Source organism: Escherichia sp. R1 (assembly GCF_003000935.1).
Lineage (GTDB): Bacteria > Pseudomonadota > Gammaproteobacteria > Enterobacterales > Enterobacteriaceae > Escherichia > Escherichia coli.
The window spans coordinates 37,412-55,638 of the sequence record NZ_PSRU01000020.1 but is presented as its reverse complement, the minus strand read 5'-3'; the positions used below and the strand labels follow the sequence as shown (position 1 = coordinate 55,638).

Below are 18,227 nucleotides of genomic sequence, written 5' to 3'. Positions count from 1 at the left end.
ATCAGGAAATGACAAAAAAGAGCGGCCCACAACACAACATGTAAAAAAGAACGATGAAACAGGTGAAAATCGCAATTTATTGAACTGACAAACTCATGTGAGACGGATAAGGCGTGCATGTCGCATCCGGCAGGAAACAATAAGCACATTGTCAGCCATCTGCGTTATGCCGTTATACCAGAAACGAATATCTCAACGCCTGGGCGTGGCGAGGTACCAGAGTGTGTATTACGTTTAAATCACATCATCTTGCAAAGGGATTGGTTATGAACTCACTACGTTATTTTGATTTTGGCACTTCCCGCCCCGTTTTATTATTAATTGCCCGTATCGCCGTGGTCTTAATTTTCATTATTTTTGGTTTTCCCAAAATGATGGGCTTTGGCGGTACGGTCCAGTATATGGCCTCGCTGGGCGCACCAATGCCGATGCTGGCAGCGATTATTGCGGTAGTTATGGAAGTGCCCGCCGCGATATTAATCGTGCTTGGCTTTTTCACCCGTCCGCTGGCGGTGCTGTTTATTTTCTACACGCTGGGTACAGCGGTAATTGGTCACCATTACTGGGATATGACCGGCGATGCGGTTGGGCCAAATATGATTAATTTCTGGAAGAATGTCAGTATCGCTGGCGCATTCCTGCTGTTGGCAATTACCGGGCCGGGGGCGATTTCTCTCGATCGCCGTTAGGAAAGATGCCGGATGCGGCGTAAACGCCTTATCCGGCCTACCGCTCCAACACCGATTGTAGGCCTGATAAGACGCAGCAAGCGTCGCATCAGGCATCGTGCACCGAGTGCTACAAAATCGAAATTACCCCGTAGGCCTGTGCATCCGGCATTTTATAAATTACAGCAACGCAACCCGCAACGACATCTCTGAAATTGTTGATTCCCCTGGTGCAAGCGCAATGAGGTCACCACCTTCCGGACGATGATGGTCATCCGGCGCATGGCTCATCGGTTCCAGACAGAAGAAATCAAACGCATATCCTTTATCAAACGCAGGGTCTGAAACAAAGATGAAATAACACGGTGCAGGTGGCGTCGTTTCCATGATGATGGCATAACCCTCCTGCGGCTGCTCGATGCGGGCCTTACCATTCCATCCGGCAAAACCATTGTTTACCCACTGGCGCGGCAACGGCGCGAGCTGGTTAAAATCCAGCTCCTGCGGTAGCTGCTCGCAAAACTCACCCGCCAGCCACTGCTCCCGCTCCAGCCAGTAACCGCTCGCCTGTGCCTGAATCCGCGTTTGCGGCGACAACGGAAAATAAGGATGCCAGCCGGTACCAAATGGCAGCGTCTCTGCCCCTTGATTGGTGACAGCGAGCGTCACCGTCAGCGTATCCGCCGTTAAATGAAATGCCTGGCTTACCCGATAGTGATAAACACCGCTGAGATGTTCATACACCAGACACAAGCTATCATCGCTGCGCGAGACACATTGCCACTCGCCCAACCAGCCATCGCCGTGTAGATAGTGCGCATCCCACTCAACATTCGGTTGCAGTTGATACTCACGCCCCTGCCAGACAAAACGGTTGCCGCTCACCCGGTTTGCAAATGGTACCAGCGGAAAACAAGAGGCATCGGTTGCCACACCGCTTTTTTTACCAGGACGTAGCAGCGGCGTCGTATCGCGCCAGAAGCCTTCGATTACGCCGCCCTGATCAGAAACGTCCAGCTTTAGCGGCCCGTGAGATAAGGTATAGATGGTCATCCGCAGACTCCTTAATCCGGGAAATTAATCACAACTTTCCCGCATTTGCCGCTCGCCATTAGCGCGTAAGCATCTCCCGCCTGCTCCAGTGAGAAGCGATGGGTAATAGCGTTACGCGGCCACAGTTTCCAGTCAGTCAAATCGTGGGCGCATTTTTCCATATGGAACAAGCTGGTCACCCAGGAGCCAATAATTCTGCGTTGGTGATGCATCAGGTCAGCGCTGACCTCAAATTCCACTTTTCCGGTTTCGCCAATGTAAACCACTCGCCCCCAGTCGGCGGTAGATTGCAATGCCAGCAAGCGCCCCGCAGCATTACCGGAACAATCAAGCGCAACATCCGCACCGCCATGAGTGAGTTCAGCGATGATCTGCGGCAGACCTTCGGTGGTCGCTAAATAGCCGTGATCCATCACCCCTAGCTGTTTCGCCATCGCCAGACGTTCCGGCAGCATATCAACGCCGATGATCCTTTTTGCACCACGACCTTTCGCCAGCATCATCGCCATCATGCCGACCGGCCCCAGACCGACCACCAGTACGTTATCACTGCCGGAAACTTCGCCGCGCAAAATCCCTTCATACGCTGTACCAACGCCGCAACTGATAAACGCACCATCTTCGTAACTCAGTGCATCCGGCAGGAGGATCAGATCTTTTTCTTCCACCAGCAGGTATTCAGCATGGCCGCCGTCACGCTGCCAGCCGTAAGCCGCTTTTCCTTCGCCAGTACAAGAAATAGGAAAACCGCGACGGCAGTTCGGGCAAAAACCACAGCCAGAAATGTGATACACCAGCACGCGGTCGCCCTCTTTAAAATGGCGGCAGCCTTGCCCCATCGCCACAATCTGCCCGCACGGTTCATGACCGTTGATAAATCCCTGGTATAACGGTTTATCGGGTGCCGCCGCCGTAGCGCGGTGCTGGTGGTAGATATAGTGGACATCGCTTCCGCAAATCCCGGAGGATTTCATTTTGATCAGTACCTGGTTAATCCCCGGCGTCGGCACCGCAACTTCCCGCAGATCGACGGTCGAATTTCCTGGTAAATAAGCTGCCAGCATCGTTTTCATAAATCCCTCATTAACAATACGATTAATTTTCATCCCTGCCGCACCCGCGCCAGGGGCGTTAAGGTTTAGCGTTTCGCTTTACTGCTACGCTGGGTCAGCAAGATATTCGCCAGCACCGCCACCACGATGATGACGCCGCGCACCACCTGCTGGAAAAAGGAGTTAATCCCGAGCAGCACCAGACCGTTACCGATTAGCGTAATCACCAGTACGCCAAGCAGCGTACCGAACAACGAGCCGCGACCGCCGGAAAGCGCCGTACCGCCGACAACGACCGCGGCGATGACGTCAAACTCCAGACCGTTTGCGGCACCTGCGTTACCGGAACCGAGGCGCGCCGCCAACAAAATGCCGGTCACCGCCGCTAATAATCCCGAAAGGGTAAAAATAAGAATGCGTACCCGACGAACGTTAATACCGCACAACTGCGCTGCAGTGGCATTACCGCCAACAGCAAAAACCGAGCGCCCGAAGGCGGTTTTGCGGCTAATGAACACAAACAGCGCAAATAACACCATCATGATCAGCGCGGATACCGGCACCCCGAGAAATTGTCCGCCCAGCCAGTCCAGCACTTCGTTTTCGTTAATTGGCACTGGCAAGGCGTTCGTCATAAACAGCCCCATTCCGCGCAGGGCGCTCCATAAACCCAGCGTGGCAACAAAACTTGGCACGTTAAACACGCCGCGCAGCACCCCGGCGAGCGTTCCCATCAGCGCACCTAACAGCAACACCAGCAGACAAGCAATCGCCAGCGGAACGTCAAATTGCAGCAAAAACGCCAGGCACACTGAAACAAAAGCCACCATCGGCCCAACGCTGACATCAATTTCACCGGAGATAATAATCAGCGTCATCGCCCAGGCGGCGATCCCAATGGTGGCGGCATCGCGCAGCACGTTCATCTGGTTATTCAATGAGATAAAGCCAGGCGCATTCAGGGAGAAGACCAGATAAAGAATGGCAATCACCACCAGCAAACCGATCTCATTAATATGGCGACTGACAAATTGTTTGAGCGAGACGCTCTTGCCCTGCGGCAATGGTAATGACGAAGCAGACATCTTCAGGTTCCTCGGTAAAATTCATCAGTGCACAGACAGAATGGCGGACATCAGCTCATCCACATTGACCGGCGAGTGAAACTCCTGCGAGAACGTACCGTGCTGTAATAACAGGATGCGGTCACACACCAGCGGCAACTCCTCCACTTCACTGGAGATAAACACCACGCTTTTTCCTTCGGCAGCCAGCTCGCGGACAATACGGTAAATCTGCTGTTTGGCTTCGATATCGACGCCACGCGTTGGCTCGTCGAGCAACAAAATCTGGCTGGCGGCATAGACCCAACGACCGATCACCACTTTTTGCTGATTGCCACCAGAAAGCGTGCCGATGGGCGTTTCGCTACTGGCGGCCTTGACCGTCATCCGCTGCATCACCTCTTCGGTCAGGCGGCGGATGGTGGACCATTGCAGCACACCGTTGGCGCTGATTTTTTGCCGATTGGTCAGCACTGTATTTTCGTCAACGCCCAACCAGGGAATGATCCCCGCTTCTTTGCGGTTTTCTGGCGTATAGCCAATGCCGCGTTTCAGCATGTCGCCGTAATCGGGGCGCGTGATTTTCTCGCCGTTGATAACAATTTCGCCCTGTTCATACGTCTCCAGCCCAACAATCGCCTTCAGCAATTCACTGCGCCCTGCCCCCAGCAGACCAGCAATGCCGAGCACTTCGCCACGACGTAGTGTAAAACTGATATCCTCCAGCTTGGGCTTATGGCGTAACGCACGGACTTCCAGCACGGCTTGATCCATAATTTCCTGAGGGGCAACCGGCGCAATATCAACGTGATCGCGCCCGAGCATTAGCGACACAATATGATGCGTGGAGGTGTTTTCGAGCATCACATCGCCCGCCACCTGACCATCGCGCATAACGGTGGCACAGGAGGCAATGCGGCGAATTTCTTCCATCCGGTGGCTGACATAAATCACCGCCACGCCCAGTGCCGACATCTTTTTCACCGCGCTGATCACCAGTTCAACCTCCGCACTGGCAAGCGAGCTGGTGGGTTCATCAAGAATGACCACGCGCGGCTCGCCCTTCATCACCCGCGCAATTTCCACCAGCTGCTTTTGCGCCGGGCTTAGTGTTGAAACAAGTTGTTCAGGACTAACGTCAACGCCCAACGCCTGCAAGCAACGTTGGGCGTCCTGCGCCATTTGCAGGTAATCAATCATGCCGTTGCGGCGGGGCCACTGACCGAGGCAGAGGTTTTCCGCCACTGTCAGCCCTTCCACCAGACTTAACTCCTGATAAACCGCGCGTACCCCCAGTTCAGCGGCACGGCGAGTCAGCGTAGCTTCGTCACCTTCCAGTCGCGTCTCGCCAATCCAGATATCACCGCTATCCGGACGTTCGCTACCGGTAAGCATTCGAATGAGGGTCGATTTTCCCGCACCGTTTTTGCCTAACAGCGCACGAACTTCGCCTTTATTGAGCGTGAAGTTAACGTTATCCAGCGCAACGACGCCGGGATAACGCTTATTTCCTGCCACCACTTTTGCTACCGGGACTGCCTCTGTTGCCGTGAACATAGGGACCTCTGCGAATCAGCGATTAGGGCAGACCATCAACGTGCGTTGCCAGCCACTGTTTACCGTCTTCCGTTTTGGTATAGAGATCGATTGGCACCTGAATCACTTTTTCACCGTCGGCTTGTTTATTGATAACCTTCAATGTTTGCGTAAAAACAGCATTGCCCATTTTCTTACCGGAAATATCCACTACCGCTTTCAGCACCTGGTTGTTTTCCAGCTCCTGAGCAATTTCAGTGGTCATATCAGAACCGAAAACAGCAATTTTTCCGGCCTGATTTTGATTACGTACCGCTTTTACCGCGCCGAGTGTCGCTCCGCCCGATTCCCCCATAATGGCGTTGAGATCCGGCGTGGAGATAATCAGTTTTTCACCGACAGAAATCGCTTTATCTAAAACAGTCCCTTCCTGATTAGCGACAATTTGCGCGCCGGGAACGCGGGCTTTTAATACTTCTTCAAACCCTTTACGTCGTTGCACACAAACTTCAAAGGCTTCGCAATTGATGACGGCAATTTTCGGCTGGTCAATTTTGTTGGCAATAAAATAATCGGCGGCTGCGTTACCCAGTTTTTTACCAAATTCCAGCGGGTCACCAACCAGATATGCCGAGACATATTTATCGACACCCTTTTGATTAATACAGGTGTTGTAGCAAATCACCGGAATACCCGCTTCACTGGCGCGACGAACGGTACGGCTACTGCCATTTTCAGACACTGCCGATAAAATAATGGCATCGACATTACGCGCCACGAGGGTATCAACAAAGGTACTTTCTTTCGAAATATCGCCCTGAGCGTTAGTTTCAATTAACTGTACCTGTACTGAAGAATCTTTTGCCGCATCCTGAACGCCCTGACGCACTCCGGCGTAATATCCCTGGGTATCAAGGTATATTGCGCCAATAGTCATTTCTTTATCAGAAGCCCTGGCAAATAGTGCGCTACCCAATAGTGTAGCCATTAATAATAAATTACGGGTTCTTGTCATTTTTTTAGGCATAGTGCCTCCTGTAGGGTTTTTATTTACAACGGCTTATTTTAATTATTTGAGCGTGAGCGGCAGCGCGTGCCGCTCAAATATTACAGTTAATAGGGTTTAGTGAACGTAGCTAAAAATAAAAGGCATCACGGTGGTGAATAATGCCGCTTTCGGCCAGGCTGGATTAATCGCCATCAATTCAGCGCGAGCAGATTCATAGTGCGCAACCTCCCCTAATCCCGCGGCCGCCAGCATCGCCACCATCAGGCATTTTTCTTTATGCTGCTGTTGTAAATCGCTATACAGCGACAACAAGTCAGGCTGCGAGACGGCAAAGAAATCCGCTTCGATACTGGTTTTCGCCATCTCTTTCGCCCACTGTTTCATTTCACTAAACAGTTGCTGTGCGGTGTGTTGTTCGCCCAGCAGTCGCAGCGCCATTCCTTGCCAGAAGAGATAATCAACCGGCTGATCGTTGTAATAACTGTGGATGTTAATGGTGCGATCGCCGGTCGCCGCCAGACGTAAACAACACGTCGCTTCAGTTTCATCGCCCTGCGCGTTGGCGCATACTGCCTGCCAGAACCAGATGTCGTTGTCAGTTTGCCCCGGTAAACGGCCTTCGCTTAAATTCTCCGGATAATGCAGCGCGGCATGAAGCAGCTCGCTGGCCTGCTGCGGCTCTCTGTCATCAAGATGCTGCCAGGCGCGTAATAACTGGTTGAGGATAAACTGGCTGGTGACCTTCCCTTCCCCACCTTCCCACGGGTGGAATTTGCGCGTGGCGAGAATGTCCGCCGCTTTGTCTGCCTGACCAGTGAGATGCCACAAATTGAGCAGTTCTGCGGTCATGTCGTCGCGTTTCAGCGCAATTTCCAGATTATTTTCCAGACGCGCCAGTCGTTTCTCCGGTGTGACACCGCTTAACTTATCCAGCAAATCCCGTTCGAAAAGCAGACGTGCATCCTGCGGCGCAAGCTGATAAGCATTATCAAGATAACGCGCGGCCAGCTCATAATCGTGCTGCTTATTCCACGCATGGATCGCCAACCCGCGCCAGCCGTCGGCAAACTCCGGCGACATCTCTACGCAACGCTGCCATAAGGCAATGGCTTTACCGTAGCTACGCTTGTTGTAGTAGAAGCAGGCCAGTAAATGCCGGGCAAACCAGCACTCTTCGATACTCTCCAGCGCCGCCACTTCTTCCAGCGTATTCGGGAAACGGACAAACTGCGGGAAGGCATCAATAGCTTTTACGACCAGTTCTCCGCGTTCAGCTTTTGGTAGCAAACTGGCTTGCAGGTAAAGCGGTAGCGTGCGCTGACAGTCCAGTGCGTTCAGCATATCTGCCGCCAGGGCGGGCATGCCCCAGTTAATCAGTTGCCCGGCGGTCATCAGGGCGTTAACGTCGCGTCCCTGACAAAGACCTCGCCACTGTACGAGGGCAGATTCGCTACGACCATCGAACCAGTTCAGCCACCACAGAGTAGCGTTCAGCGGATAATCACGCAGCAGTTTCTCGCGCTGCAAACGCGCGTTGTCCTGACGACCACTTAACACCAGTAGCAGGTTATGCAGGCAAAGCACTTCCTGATTGGTTGGGCAGGCGCGAAGACTTTGTTGGCAAAAATCCAGACCAGCGTCAAAGTTACCATTACGCGCCGCCAGCCGTGCCAGACCATAATAGCCGCCTGCTTTACTGTTGCCGCTCCAGACCGCACGCCAGAAATCCTCTTCGGCTTGTTGATATTGCCCCTGACGTTCGTAAGCACTGGCGCGAATCAAACTCGCCTGTCCGCACTGCGGATTTTTGTTCAGCGCATGTGCGCGTTTCAGCGCCTGAGTGGCATACGCCACCGCTTGCGGGAAATCGGCACGGTTATATTCCAGCATCGCCAGCGCCAGGTTACAGCGATAATCCAGCGGATCCAGCGCCACGCCGCGCAGGTAGTAATCGAACGGTGAACGGCTCGCGTGATGATATTGCTCCAGATGTTGACCGATAAACCAGGCTTCATCTGTACTGGTAATGTCTTGTGCTGCCAGTGGCGCTTTGGCGACGTCCGGCAACGGCAACGCTTGCGACTGATGTTCATGATAACTCAGTACAATATTGCCGTCGGCATCGGAGAGCTCAATGGTCAGCCTTTCAGGATTGATACTGTGCAACACGCCCTGGATGGCGGTCGCTGGTGTCAGGGCCACGGCATCATCGAGCAACGCGTTGCATTTGCCGATTTCGCGGATCGCCAGGCGGTATCCGTTCAACGGAGAGATGGCATACAGCCCCCACTCAATCCCCCGCTCACTACGCTGGAGTTTTATCACCGCATCGCGGGAGGCATTTTGCACCATGCCCAGAGAATGATAAGGCAGGAAATACTGCTCGAAACGCTTCTCCTCGTAAGCATCAAGCCAGGTAAAATCAGGCTGGTTATCGGCAAAAATACCGGTCATCAGTTCGATATACGGGCCGTTATTGTCAGTCAGGCTCTTATCCCACGCCTGGCCAAATTCACTGTGTCCCCAGCTCCACTGTTTTTTACCTGGCGCAATATGGTGGTTGGCAACGTGTAGCAAACCACCATCTTCATCGTGACACCACGCGCCAACAAAATCGTACTGTGATTTTTCAGCCATATATGAGGTTGGAACGGGCACATTTTTATAGCGAGAAATGTCCACTCCGGCGGAGTAGTCCACTTTGTAGTAAGTGCCGGTGGCGATGGGGAAAGCGGAGACGGCCCGTTTACCGTGATCAAACACCGCAGTCACATCCGGTGGGAAAACGCTCTGATGCCCTTCACCCCCTTTCACTGCCGGGTTGGCCCACCACAAGAAATGACGCGGCGTGGCGTTGCCGTTATAGACGCGACTGGCGATTTCCAGCGCCGCCCGGTCAGGGCGCAGGGTGAAACCTGTCATCACCTGTAAACCGTGCATCGGCTCCGTTTCGCCGACCCACACCGTCTGTGCGCCGTCGTCATGGGCTTCGAGGGTGAAATCAACGGGCATAAAGGTGGTCGGGCGATGGTGTTGCGGCCAGTTAAACTCAATCCCGCCGGAGATCCACGGCCCCAGCAGTCCCACCAGCGCCGGTTTAATGACTTCATTGTGATAAACAAAATCGCGCTGTTTCACTTTATCCCACGCGCGATGCACCCGACCGCCCAGTTCCGGCAGGATCATCACTTTGATGTAGTCGTTTTCCAGCCACACCGCCTGCCAGGATTTCAGGGTTTTCTGCTCGCTCAGCGTATCGGTCACGCCGTAGGGATAAACCGCGCCGGACGATCCCTGATAAACGCGATTTTCCAGGAACATGGGATGTATATCCTGCGGCCCGGTTTCATAGGTCGGGATCTCAACGCGCTCTTGCCACACTTTTACTGGAGTCATGGTGCCCTCAATATTAACAAGACATACTGAATTAAAAGATTTGTGGCAGTGTATTGAACAATCTGGCAATGTTTTCGCGGAATAATCACGCAATTAACTAAACAAGGTTTAGTGAAGATGAGAGCCTGCATTAACAATCAACAGATTCGCCACCATAACAAATGCGTGATTCTGGAACTGCTGTACCGGCAAAAGCGCGCCAATAAATCAACGCTGGCCCGGCTGGCGCAAATTTCGATTCCGGCGGTCAGTAATATTTTGCAGGAACTGGAAAGCGAAAAACGGGTGGTGAATATCGACGATGAAAGCCAGACGCGCGGGCATAGTAGCGGTACATGGCTGATTGCGCCGGAAGGAGACTGGACGCTGTGCCTGAACGTGACGCCCACCAGCATTGAGTGTCAGGTCGCTAATGCCTGTTTAAGTCCGAAAGGCGAATTTGAGTATTTACAGATTGATGCACCGACGCCGCAGGCGCTGCTGTCCGAAATCGAAAAATGCTGGCATCGCCACCGTAAATTGTGGCCGGACCGCACCATCAATCTGGCTCTGGCAATCCACGGTCAGGTTGATCCAGTGACCGGCGTGTCGCAAACCATGCCGCAAGCGCCGTGGGCAACACCGATTGAGGTGAAGTACCTGCTGGAAGAGAAGCTGGGCATTCGGGTAATGGTCGATAATGACTGCGTGATGCTGGCGCTGGCGGAGAAATGGCAAAATAATTCGCAGGAACGGGATTTCTGCGTAATCAACGTTGATTACGGCATTGGCTCGTCGTTCGTGATTAACGAGCAAATTTATCGCGGCAGTTTGTATGGTAGCGGACAGATTGGTCACACCATCGTTAATCCGGATGGCGTCGTCTGCGACTGCGGGCGTTATGGCTGCCTGGAAACCGTCGCCTCGTTAAGCGCATTAAAAAAACAGGCGCGGGTATGGCTAAAATCACAACCGGTTAATACTCAGCTTGATCCTGAAAAATTGACTACCGCGCAGTTAATCGCTGCCTGGCAGAGTGGAGAACCGTGGATCACCAGTTGGGTTGACCACAGTGCCAACGCCATTGGTTTGAGTCTGTATAACTTCCTCAACATCCTCAATATTAATCAGATTTGGTTGTACGGTCGCAGTTGTGCCTTTGGTGAGAACTGGCTTAATACCATTATTCGCCAGACGGGATTTAACCCGTTCGACCGCGACGAAGGACCGAGCGTGAAAGCGACACAGATTGGCTTTGGGCAATTAAGCCGTGCACAACAGGTACTGGGAATTGGCTATTTGTATGTTGAGGCGCAGTTACGGCAGATTTGATGGCGCGATAACGTAGAAAGGCTTCCCGAAGGAAGCCTTTTTTCAACAGATTAACCGTTTCGCTTACGCGTAAACCGGGTAACGTGCGCAGATGTCGAGAACTTTACCTTTGATGCGCTCGATAACGGCTTCATCATTGATGCTGTCCAGCACGTCACACATCCAGCCAGCCAGTTCTTTCGCTTCGGCTTCTTTAAAGCCACGACGGGTAATCGCCGGAGTACCTACACGAATACCGGAAGTCACAAACGGGCTCTTCGGATCGTTCGGTACGCTGTTTTTGTTCACGGTGATGTTAGCACGGCCCAGAGCGGCGTCTGCTTCTTTACCGGTCAGGTTTTTATCAACCAGATCAACCAGGAACAGGTGGTTATCAGTACCACCAGAAACCACTTTGTAGCCGCGTTCGAGGAACACTTCTACCATCGCTTTGGCGTTTTTCGCGACCTGCTGCTGGTAAGTTTTGAACTCAGGTTCCATTGCTTCTTTCAGAGCAACCGCTTTACCGGCGATTACGTGCATCAACGGACCGCCCTGACCACCAGGGAAAACGGCAGAGTTCAGTTTTTTGTACAGCTCTTCGCTACCACCTTTCGCCAGGATCAGGCCGCCGCGCGGACCCGCCAGGGTTTTGTGAGTGGTGGTAGTAACAACGTGAGCATGAGGAACCGGGTTAGGGTAGACACCAGCGGCAACCAGGCCCGCAACGTGCGCCATATCAACGAACAGGTAAGCACCGATGCTGTCAGCGATTTCACGCATTTTCGCCCAGTCCACCACGCCGGAATATGCAGAGAAGCCACCGATAATCATTTTCGGTTTGTGTTCTTTGGCTTGTTTTTCCAGATCGGCGTAGTCGATATGACCGGTAGCATCGATACCGTAAGGAACGATGTTGTACAGTTTACCGGAGAAGTTAACCGGAGAACCGTGAGTCAGGTGACCGCCATGCGCCAGATTCATACCCAGAACGGTATCGCCTGGTTCCAGCAACGCGGTGTAGACCGCAAAGTTAGCCTGGGAGCCGGAGTGCGGCTGGACGTTAGCGTAGTCAGCGCCGAACAGTTCTTTCGCACGATCGATCGCCAGTTGTTCAACGATATCAACATACTCGCAACCGCCGTAGTAGCGTTTGCCCGGATAACCTTCAGCATATTTGTTGGTCAGCTGAGAACCCTGCGCCTGCATTACGCGCGGGCTGGTGTAGTTTTCGGAGGCGATCAGTTCGATGTGCTCTTCCTGACGTACTTTTTCCTGCTCCATAGCCTGCCACAGTTCGGCATCATAATCGGCAATGTTCATTTCACGCTTTAACATCCGCATCTCCTGACTCAGCTAACAATAAAATTTTTGGCCTTTATAGGCGGTCCTGTTGGACAACGGCGAACAGTATAACCGAATCATTGTGCGATAACAGGTCTTGACAAAGGAATTTACGCAAACGATTACCTTCAGGCTACGCAAGGCTTTGGAGAATAAAGAGCTTGCAACCGGAAACGGATTTCTTTTCAGGTTTGTGATGCAAATTTTTCACTTCATCACATTCTTTCTGAAAAACACCAAAGAACCATTTACATTGCAGGGCTATTTTTTATAAGATGCATTTGAGATACATCAATTAAGATGCAAAAAAAAGGAAGACCATATGCTTGACGCTCAAACCATCGCTACAGTAAAAGCCACCATCCCTTTACTGGTGGAAACGGGACCAAAGTTAACCGCCCATTTCTACGACCGTATGTTTACTCATAACCCAGAACTCAAAGAAATTTTTAACATGAGTAACCAGCGTAATGGCGATCAACGTGAAGCCCTGTTTAACGCTATTGCCGCCTACGCCAGCAATATTGAAAACCTGCCTGCGCTGCTGCCAGCGGTAGAAAAAATCGCGCAGAAGCACACCAGTTTCCAGATCAAACCGGAACAGTACAACATCGTCGGTGAACACCTGTTGGCAACGCTGGACGAAATGTTCAGCCCGGGGCAGGAAGTGCTGGACGCGTGGGGTAAAGCCTATGGCGTCCTGGCTAATGTATTTATCAATCGCGAGGCGGAAATCTATAACGAAAACGCCAGCAAAGCCGGTGGTTGGGAAGGTACTCGCGATTTCCGCATTGTGGCTAAAACACCACGCAGCGCACTTATCACCAGCTTCGAACTGGAGCCGGTCGACGGTGGCGCAGTGGCAGAATACCGTCCGGGGCAATATCTCGGCGTCTGGCTGAAGCCGGAAGGTTTCCCGCATCAGGAAATTCGTCAGTACTCTTTGACTCGCAAACCGGATGGCAAAGGCTATCGTATTGCGGTGAAACGCGAAGAGGGTGGGCAGGTATCCAACTGGCTGCACAATCACGCCAATGTTGGCGATGTCGTGAAACTGGTCGCTCCGGCAGGTGATTTCTTTATGGCTGTCGCAGATGACACACCAGTGACGTTAATCTCTGCCGGTGTCGGTCAAACGCCAATGCTGGCAATGCTCGACACGCTGGCAAAAGCAGGCCACACAGCACAAGTGAACTGGTTCCATGCGGCAGAAAATGGCGATGTTCACGCCTTTGCCGATGAAGTTAAGGAACTGGGTCAATCACTGCCACGCTTTACCGCACACACCTGGTATCGTCAGCCGAGCGAAGCCGATCGCGCTAAAGGTCAGTTTGATAGCGAAGGTCTGATGGATTTGAGCAAACTGGAAGGTGCGTTCAGCGATCCGACAATGCAGTTCTATCTCTGCGGCCCGGTTGGCTTCATGCAGTTTGCCGCGAAACAGTTAGTGGATCTGGGCGTGAAACAGGAAAACATTCATTACGAATGCTTTGGCCCGCATAAGGTGCTGTGATTTGATGTTGCCGGATGGACACATCCGGCAACCCTTGACGCGTTTTAAATTGCCGCGTCGTCCTCTTCACCGGTACGGATGCGAATGACCCGTGCCACGTCGAAGACGAAGATTTTACCGTCACCGATTTTGCCAGTTTGCGCCGTGCGAATAATGGTATCGACACAGGTATCGACAATGTCGTCCGGTACGACAATCTCAATTTTCACTTTCGGCAGAAAATCCACCATATACTCCGCACCGCGGTACAGCTCGGTATGGCCTTTCTGGCGGCCAAAACCTTTCACCTCAGTGACCGTCATGCCGGTAATACCGACTTCAGCCAGTGCTTCGCGGACATCGTCCAGCTTGAAGGGTTTAATAATCGCATCAATCTTTTTCATGCTATTCCTTGAAAAGGTCGCCTGTCTTTTGATCTGCTAAACGTAACACATAACGCCAATTCATTCCTTGAAATCGTTTGCATCCAGTTCGTGTCGGGAAAGCAGTTTATAAAATTCTGTCCGGTTGCGCCCCGCCATTCTCGCCGCGTGGGTGACGTTGCCTTTGGTGATTTGCAGCAGCTTACGCAAATAGTTGAGTTCAAACTGATTACGCGCCTCAACAAAGGTTGGCAGCGCCGTGTTTTCGCCCTCCAGCGCCTGCTCCACCAGCGCATCACTAATTACCGGAGATGATGTCAGCGCCACGCACTGTTCAATCACGTTGACCAACTGGCGCACGTTGCCCGGCCAGCTCGCAGTCATCAGGCGTTTCATTGCATCGGTGGAGAACGCGCGGACAAACGGTTTATGTCGCTCTGCCGCCTGGCGCAACAGGTGATTTGCCAGTAGCGGAATGTCTTCTGTGCGCTCCGCCAGGGCCGGAATTTTCAGGCTGACAACGTTGAGGCGGTAATAGAGGTCTTCACGGAATTCCCCGCGCGTCATCGCTTTTGGCAGGTCGCGGTGGGTCGCAGAAATAATCCGCACGTCGATATCAATATCGCGGTTACAGCCCAGCGGGCGCACTTTACGCTCCTGCAACACGCGCAGCAGTTTGACCTGCAACGGTGCGGGCATATCGCCAATCTCATCGAGAAATAGCGTACCGCCTTCCGCCGCCTGGAATAAACCTTCGCGATTGCTGACAGCGCCAGTAAACGCGCCACGTGCATGACCAAACAGCTCCGACTCCAGCAATTGCTCGGGTAATGCGCCACAGTTAATAGCAATAAATGGCTTGCTGTTGCGCGGGCTGGCGTTGTGGATAGCCTGGGCGAAAATCTCTTTCCCGGTGCCGCTCTGGCCGTTAATCAAAACGCTAACGTCTGATTGTGCCACCAGCCGCGCCTGTTCCAGCAAACGCAGCATCAGCGGGCTGCGGGTGACAATCGCCTCGCGCCAGCGTTCGTCGGTGGCTGGCGCGGATTGTTCCAGCGCATCGTCAATTGCCTGATATAGCGCATCTTTATCGACAGGCTTGGTGAGAAAACTGAACACGCCCTGCTGTGTTGCAGCAACGGCATCAGGAATAGAACCATGCGCGGTAAGAATAATTACTGGCATTCCCGGCTGCACTTTCTGGATTTCAGCAAACAGCTGCATACCGTCCATTTCATCCATCCGCAGGTCGCTGATGACTAAATCTACTTTTTCGCGATTCAGTACCCGCAATCCTTCAGCACCACTTTCCGCCGTGACCACACTGTAGCCTTCGCTGGTCAGGCGCAGGCCAAGCAGTTTCAGCAATCCCGGATCGTCATCGACCAGTAATAAATGCGCAGGTTTATGGCTCATCAGGAGTGACCTCATCGGTGGATGGCGCGGGCTTTTCACTCTCGTGCGGCGTATCCGGCGAGAAATTTCCAGCCGGTTTGCGGGTCGAGAGCTGGCGTTCAATATCGGTCAGGTTTTCCAGCTTGCGGGTAGTGAGTTCCAGTTGCTGTTGTAGAACGTGATGTTGCTGGCGCAAAGTATCCAGCTCGCTGTCGCTGGACTGCTGGAGTTTGCTGTAGCGTTGGCGCTCTTCCGCCAGTTGCAGTTGCAGCGCCTGACCGTCGCGCCAAAGTTGATACAGTGGGCGAACCTGTGCCGGGATCTCGGTACTTAGCGCATCAATGCGCGCGACCAGCTGGCGGCGCTCATACGGCGTAATTTTGGCGTCGGCGAGCAAAATCCCTTGTTTAAAGGTATTTTGCCAGTTGCCGTCGTCATATTGGCGGGCTTGCTGACGCGACTGCGCAGGCATTAAACGATCAGCACAATCCATCGCCCGCAGCCAGTAAAGCGGATTGGTTTCGGTTGATTTACCTTGCAGCGCCCAGATGTCGCTACATTCAGTAGAAAGATAGTCAGCCAGTTGATAAACCGGAATTTTTTCTTCTGCTGGCGTATCAATGGCTGGCTTATTGTGACTCTGCACGCAACCCAGCAATGCCAGACATGGCAGCCCTGCCAGCCACAGCCGTCGGGGCAATAATCGTTGAAAAATGTGTCGCATATTCACCAGACTTAAAGCCTATCCCAGTGGGCGTAATTGTTGCAGGCAGTTTGGACATGGACAGCGCGGAGAAACCAGAGCGTACATGTCGTACGTGAAGATTTCGAGCACTGCCCGGGGCCGAACTGACAAATAAAATAGCCTGATGGGATGGGCTGTTAGCATTATTTCGTGTTTTTCGACGACGGTAATTCAATGCGGAAACAAACGTCTTGCCCGCTCTCGTCGACCAGATACAGTTCCCCTTGCATACGGCGAATACAATCCCTGGCAATGCTTAATCCCAGACCGCTGCCCTTCACCGCCCCTTTTCGCTGGTGGCTTCCCTGAAAAAAGGGTTCGAAGATCATGGCGCGCTCCTCTTGCGGAATGGGCGTGCCTGTATTGATGACATCAATATAAACCCGCGCACCATGTAAACTGCTGCGAAGGCAAATGTTACCGGATTCAGCCCCGTAGTGCACCGCATTGGAGTAAAGATTATCCAGTACGCTCATCAGCAGCATTGGCTCCGCCAGGCAAGCTGTTGCTTTGAGATCAACGTCGGTATGCATCATTTTAGCCCGTGCGGGCAGGCTATGAGCAGAAACCACTGTCTCCACCAGCGGTGCTAACTCAACATTCTCCAGTTCCACCGCACTGTCCGCCTGTTTACGGTTGTAATCAAGCAGTTGTTCGATCAGCTTTTGCAAATTGCGGCTGCTGCTATCAAGAATGCTCACCACCTCTTTTTGCTCTGGCGTAAGCGGCCCGACAACCTGATCAGCCAGTAATTCAGTGCCCTCGCGCATACTCGCCAGTGGCGTTTTTAATTCATGAGATAAATGTCTTAAAAATTGATGGCGTTGGGATTCCAGCCATGACAGGCGCTCACTTAACCAAAGAATACGTTGCCCAACCGAGCGTAACTCGCTCGGTCCACTGAACGAGACGCTATTGCCCAGAGAACGCCCTTCCCCCAGCCGGTTGATCATGCGCTCGATATTTTTCACCGGACCGATAATCATCCTCGTGAAAAGCAGTACCATCACCAGACTCACCAGAAATAGCACCAGCGATTGCCAACCAAAATATTGCCCACGTTCGGCGATTTCACGCTGAAGTTGCTGCCCACGAGAGAACACCACTGTGCGCGTGGCCTGCACCATTTCGGTATTGGCACTGGCAAAGGCTTCCAGACGCGCGGCGGCAGCAGCATCGGGACCGCTGTTGTTACACTGAAGTTGAGCCAGATTATTCAAATCCTGACGTAATGCCTGGTAGAGTTTATCGTCCGGCAGCACGCCTGCGTGGGCATCGAGCATTTCGCTGTAACGCTTGCGCTGGCTTTGATAAACCTTCGCAAGCGTAGGGTCGTCCAGCACGCAGTACTGACGATAGCTGCGCTCCATCTCCAGTGCCGCGTTGGTCATCGCTTCACTGCGCCGGGCATCAATAAGCGTAGTGCGGTTAACCAGCGCCGCCTGATCGCTAAGTGCATTCAGGCTTTGCCAGGCTTGCCATGCCAGCACCAACAGGGGCAGCAGAATCAGCAAAAATGCCAGCATTACCAGTTGTCGTAATGAGCGGGGAAAAACGGGCCAGCGTTTCAAGGCGTTACTCTCGTCAGACGCGAATAGCCTGATGCTAACCGAGGGGAAGTTCAGATACAACAAAGCCGGGAATTACCCGGCTTTGTTATGGAATAAGGCGGTGCCTAACTCGACGTTTCGCCCGATGGTTGATATAGCTACGCTGATATCAGAAGTTGGACGGCAGGCACCTTGTTGTGCGTCATTCGAATTTTATGTAGCACGTCCCGAAGGGGCTGACATAAGTCGG

General features: G+C 52.8%; 14 protein-coding genes. 3 read left to right on the top strand and 11 right to left on the bottom strand.

Features of this window, described 5'->3' with window-relative positions; genetic code table 11:
• Nucleotides 1-266: 266 nt before the first annotated feature.
• Nucleotides 267-689, top strand: coding sequence for a DoxX family protein (locus C4F37_RS21540; RefSeq protein WP_001539358.1), 423 nt, complete (start codon nt 267-269; stop codon nt 687-689).
• A gap of 159 nt (nt 690-848) precedes the next feature.
• Here C4F37_RS21540 and C4F37_RS21535 read toward each other — a convergent pair whose 3' ends face one another.
• The 6 genes from C4F37_RS21535 to C4F37_RS21510 all read right to left on the bottom strand — a co-directional run bounded on the left by C4F37_RS21535 (nt 849) and on the right by C4F37_RS21510 (nt 9,778).
• The gene (locus C4F37_RS21535) at nt 849-1,721 is read right to left on the bottom strand and encodes an aldose 1-epimerase (protein WP_000158510.1); all 873 of its coding nucleotides are present in this window, start codon (nt 1,719-1,721) and stop codon (nt 849-851) included.
• Between the two features lie 11 nt (nt 1,722-1,732).
• Nucleotides 1,733-2,827, bottom strand: coding sequence for a zinc-dependent alcohol dehydrogenase family protein (locus C4F37_RS21530; RefSeq protein WP_000700799.1), 1,095 nt, complete (start codon nt 2,825-2,827; stop codon nt 1,733-1,735).
• A 32-nt stretch (nt 2,828-2,859) separates the two neighbouring features.
• On the bottom strand, nt 2,860-3,858 hold the full coding sequence (locus C4F37_RS21525; RefSeq protein WP_001276657.1) for an ABC transporter permease: 999 nt from the start codon (nt 3,856-3,858) through the stop codon (nt 2,860-2,862).
• Nucleotides 3,859-3,882: 24 nt separating this feature from the next.
• Entirely contained in the window at nt 3,883-5,394 is a 1,512-nt protein-coding gene (locus tag C4F37_RS21520) for a sugar ABC transporter ATP-binding protein (RefSeq protein WP_000493464.1), read from the bottom strand.
• A gap of 22 nt (nt 5,395-5,416) precedes the next feature.
• Nucleotides 5,417-6,400, bottom strand: coding sequence for an ABC transporter substrate-binding protein (locus C4F37_RS21515; RefSeq protein ID WP_001124926.1), 984 nt, complete (start codon nt 6,398-6,400; stop codon nt 5,417-5,419).
• 96 nt (nt 6,401-6,496) lie between these two features.
• A complete protein-coding gene (locus tag C4F37_RS21510) occupies nt 6,497-9,778 on the bottom strand; it encodes a DUF5107 domain-containing protein (protein ID WP_001774019.1) in 3,282 nt (1,093 codons plus the stop codon).
• 117 nt (nt 9,779-9,895) lie between these two features.
• Here C4F37_RS21510 and C4F37_RS21505 point away from each other — a divergent pair, with 117 nt between their 5' ends.
• Nucleotides 9,896-11,089, top strand: a complete 1,194-nt coding sequence (locus C4F37_RS21505; RefSeq protein ID WP_001467877.1) for an ROK family protein — start codon at nt 9,896-9,898, stop codon at nt 11,087-11,089.
• Nucleotides 11,090-11,152: 63 nt separating this feature from the next.
• Here C4F37_RS21505 and glyA read toward each other — a convergent pair whose 3' ends face one another.
• Entirely contained in the window at nt 11,153-12,406 is a 1,254-nt protein-coding gene (gene glyA / locus C4F37_RS21500; RefSeq protein WP_000919159.1) for a serine hydroxymethyltransferase, read from the bottom strand.
• Nucleotides 12,407-12,734: 328 nt separating this feature from the next.
• Between glyA and hmpA the strand changes: the two genes are divergently transcribed.
• Nucleotides 12,735-13,925, top strand: coding sequence for an NO-inducible flavohemoprotein (gene hmpA, locus C4F37_RS21495; RefSeq protein ID WP_000883120.1), 1,191 nt, complete (start codon nt 12,735-12,737; stop codon nt 13,923-13,925).
• Nucleotides 13,926-13,969: 44 nt separating this feature from the next.
• On the opposite strand, the gene glnB is transcribed toward hmpA, so the two are convergent.
• From glnB to qseE, 4 genes are all read right to left on the bottom strand, one after another.
• On the bottom strand, nt 13,970-14,308 hold the full coding sequence (glnB, locus tag C4F37_RS21490) for a nitrogen regulatory protein P-II (protein WP_000717694.1): 339 nt from the start codon (nt 14,306-14,308) through the stop codon (nt 13,970-13,972).
• Nucleotides 14,309-14,368: 60 nt separating this feature from the next.
• Entirely contained in the window at nt 14,369-15,703 is a 1,335-nt protein-coding gene (glrR, locus tag C4F37_RS21485) for a two-component system response regulator GlrR (RefSeq protein WP_001539367.1), read from the bottom strand.
• A complete protein-coding gene (qseG, locus tag C4F37_RS21480) occupies nt 15,693-16,406 on the bottom strand; it encodes a two-component system QseEF-associated lipoprotein QseG (protein ID WP_001215879.1) in 714 nt (237 codons plus the stop codon). The genes glrR and qseG overlap by 11 nt, the downstream gene beginning before the upstream one ends.
• 164 nt (nt 16,407-16,570) lie before the next feature.
• The gene (qseE, locus tag C4F37_RS21475) at nt 16,571-17,998 is read right to left on the bottom strand and encodes a two component system sensor histidine kinase QseE/GlrK (RefSeq protein WP_001297612.1); all 1,428 of its coding nucleotides are present in this window, start codon (nt 17,996-17,998) and stop codon (nt 16,571-16,573) included.
• Between the last annotated feature and the right edge of the window lie 229 nt (nt 17,999-18,227).

Bases quoted from the DNA above. Each gene is read 5' to 3' on its own strand.
- C4F37_RS21540 (WP_001539358.1), top strand. From the start codon at position 267: ATGAACTCACTACGTTATTTTGATTTTGGCACTTCCCGCCCCGTTTTA.
- C4F37_RS21535 (WP_000158510.1), bottom strand. From the start codon at position 1,721: ATGACCATCTATACCTTATCTCACGGGCCGCTAAAGCTGGACGTTTCT.
- C4F37_RS21530 (WP_000700799.1), bottom strand. From the start codon at position 2,827: ATGAAAATTAATCGTATTGTTAATGAGGGATTTATGAAAACGATGCTG.
- C4F37_RS21525 (WP_001276657.1), bottom strand. From the start codon at position 3,858: ATGTCTGCTTCGTCATTACCATTGCCGCAGGGCAAGAGCGTCTCGCTC.
- C4F37_RS21520 (WP_000493464.1), bottom strand. From the start codon at position 5,394: ATGTTCACGGCAACAGAGGCAGTCCCGGTAGCAAAAGTGGTGGCAGGA.
- C4F37_RS21515 (WP_001124926.1), bottom strand. From the start codon at position 6,400: ATGCCTAAAAAAATGACAAGAACCCGTAATTTATTATTAATGGCTACA.
- C4F37_RS21510 (WP_001774019.1), bottom strand. From the start codon at position 9,778: ATGACTCCAGTAAAAGTGTGGCAAGAGCGCGTTGAGATCCCGACCTAT.
- C4F37_RS21505 (WP_001467877.1), top strand. From the start codon at position 9,896: ATGAGAGCCTGCATTAACAATCAACAGATTCGCCACCATAACAAATGC.
- glyA (WP_000919159.1), bottom strand. From the start codon at position 12,406: ATGTTAAAGCGTGAAATGAACATTGCCGATTATGATGCCGAACTGTGG.
- hmpA (WP_000883120.1), top strand. From the start codon at position 12,735: ATGCTTGACGCTCAAACCATCGCTACAGTAAAAGCCACCATCCCTTTA.
- glnB (WP_000717694.1), bottom strand. From the start codon at position 14,308: ATGAAAAAGATTGATGCGATTATTAAACCCTTCAAGCTGGACGATGTC.
- glrR (WP_001539367.1), bottom strand. From the start codon at position 15,703: ATGAGCCATAAACCTGCGCATTTATTACTGGTCGATGACGATCCGGGA.
- qseG (WP_001215879.1), bottom strand. From the start codon at position 16,406: ATGCGACACATTTTTCAACGATTATTGCCCCGACGGCTGTGGCTGGCA.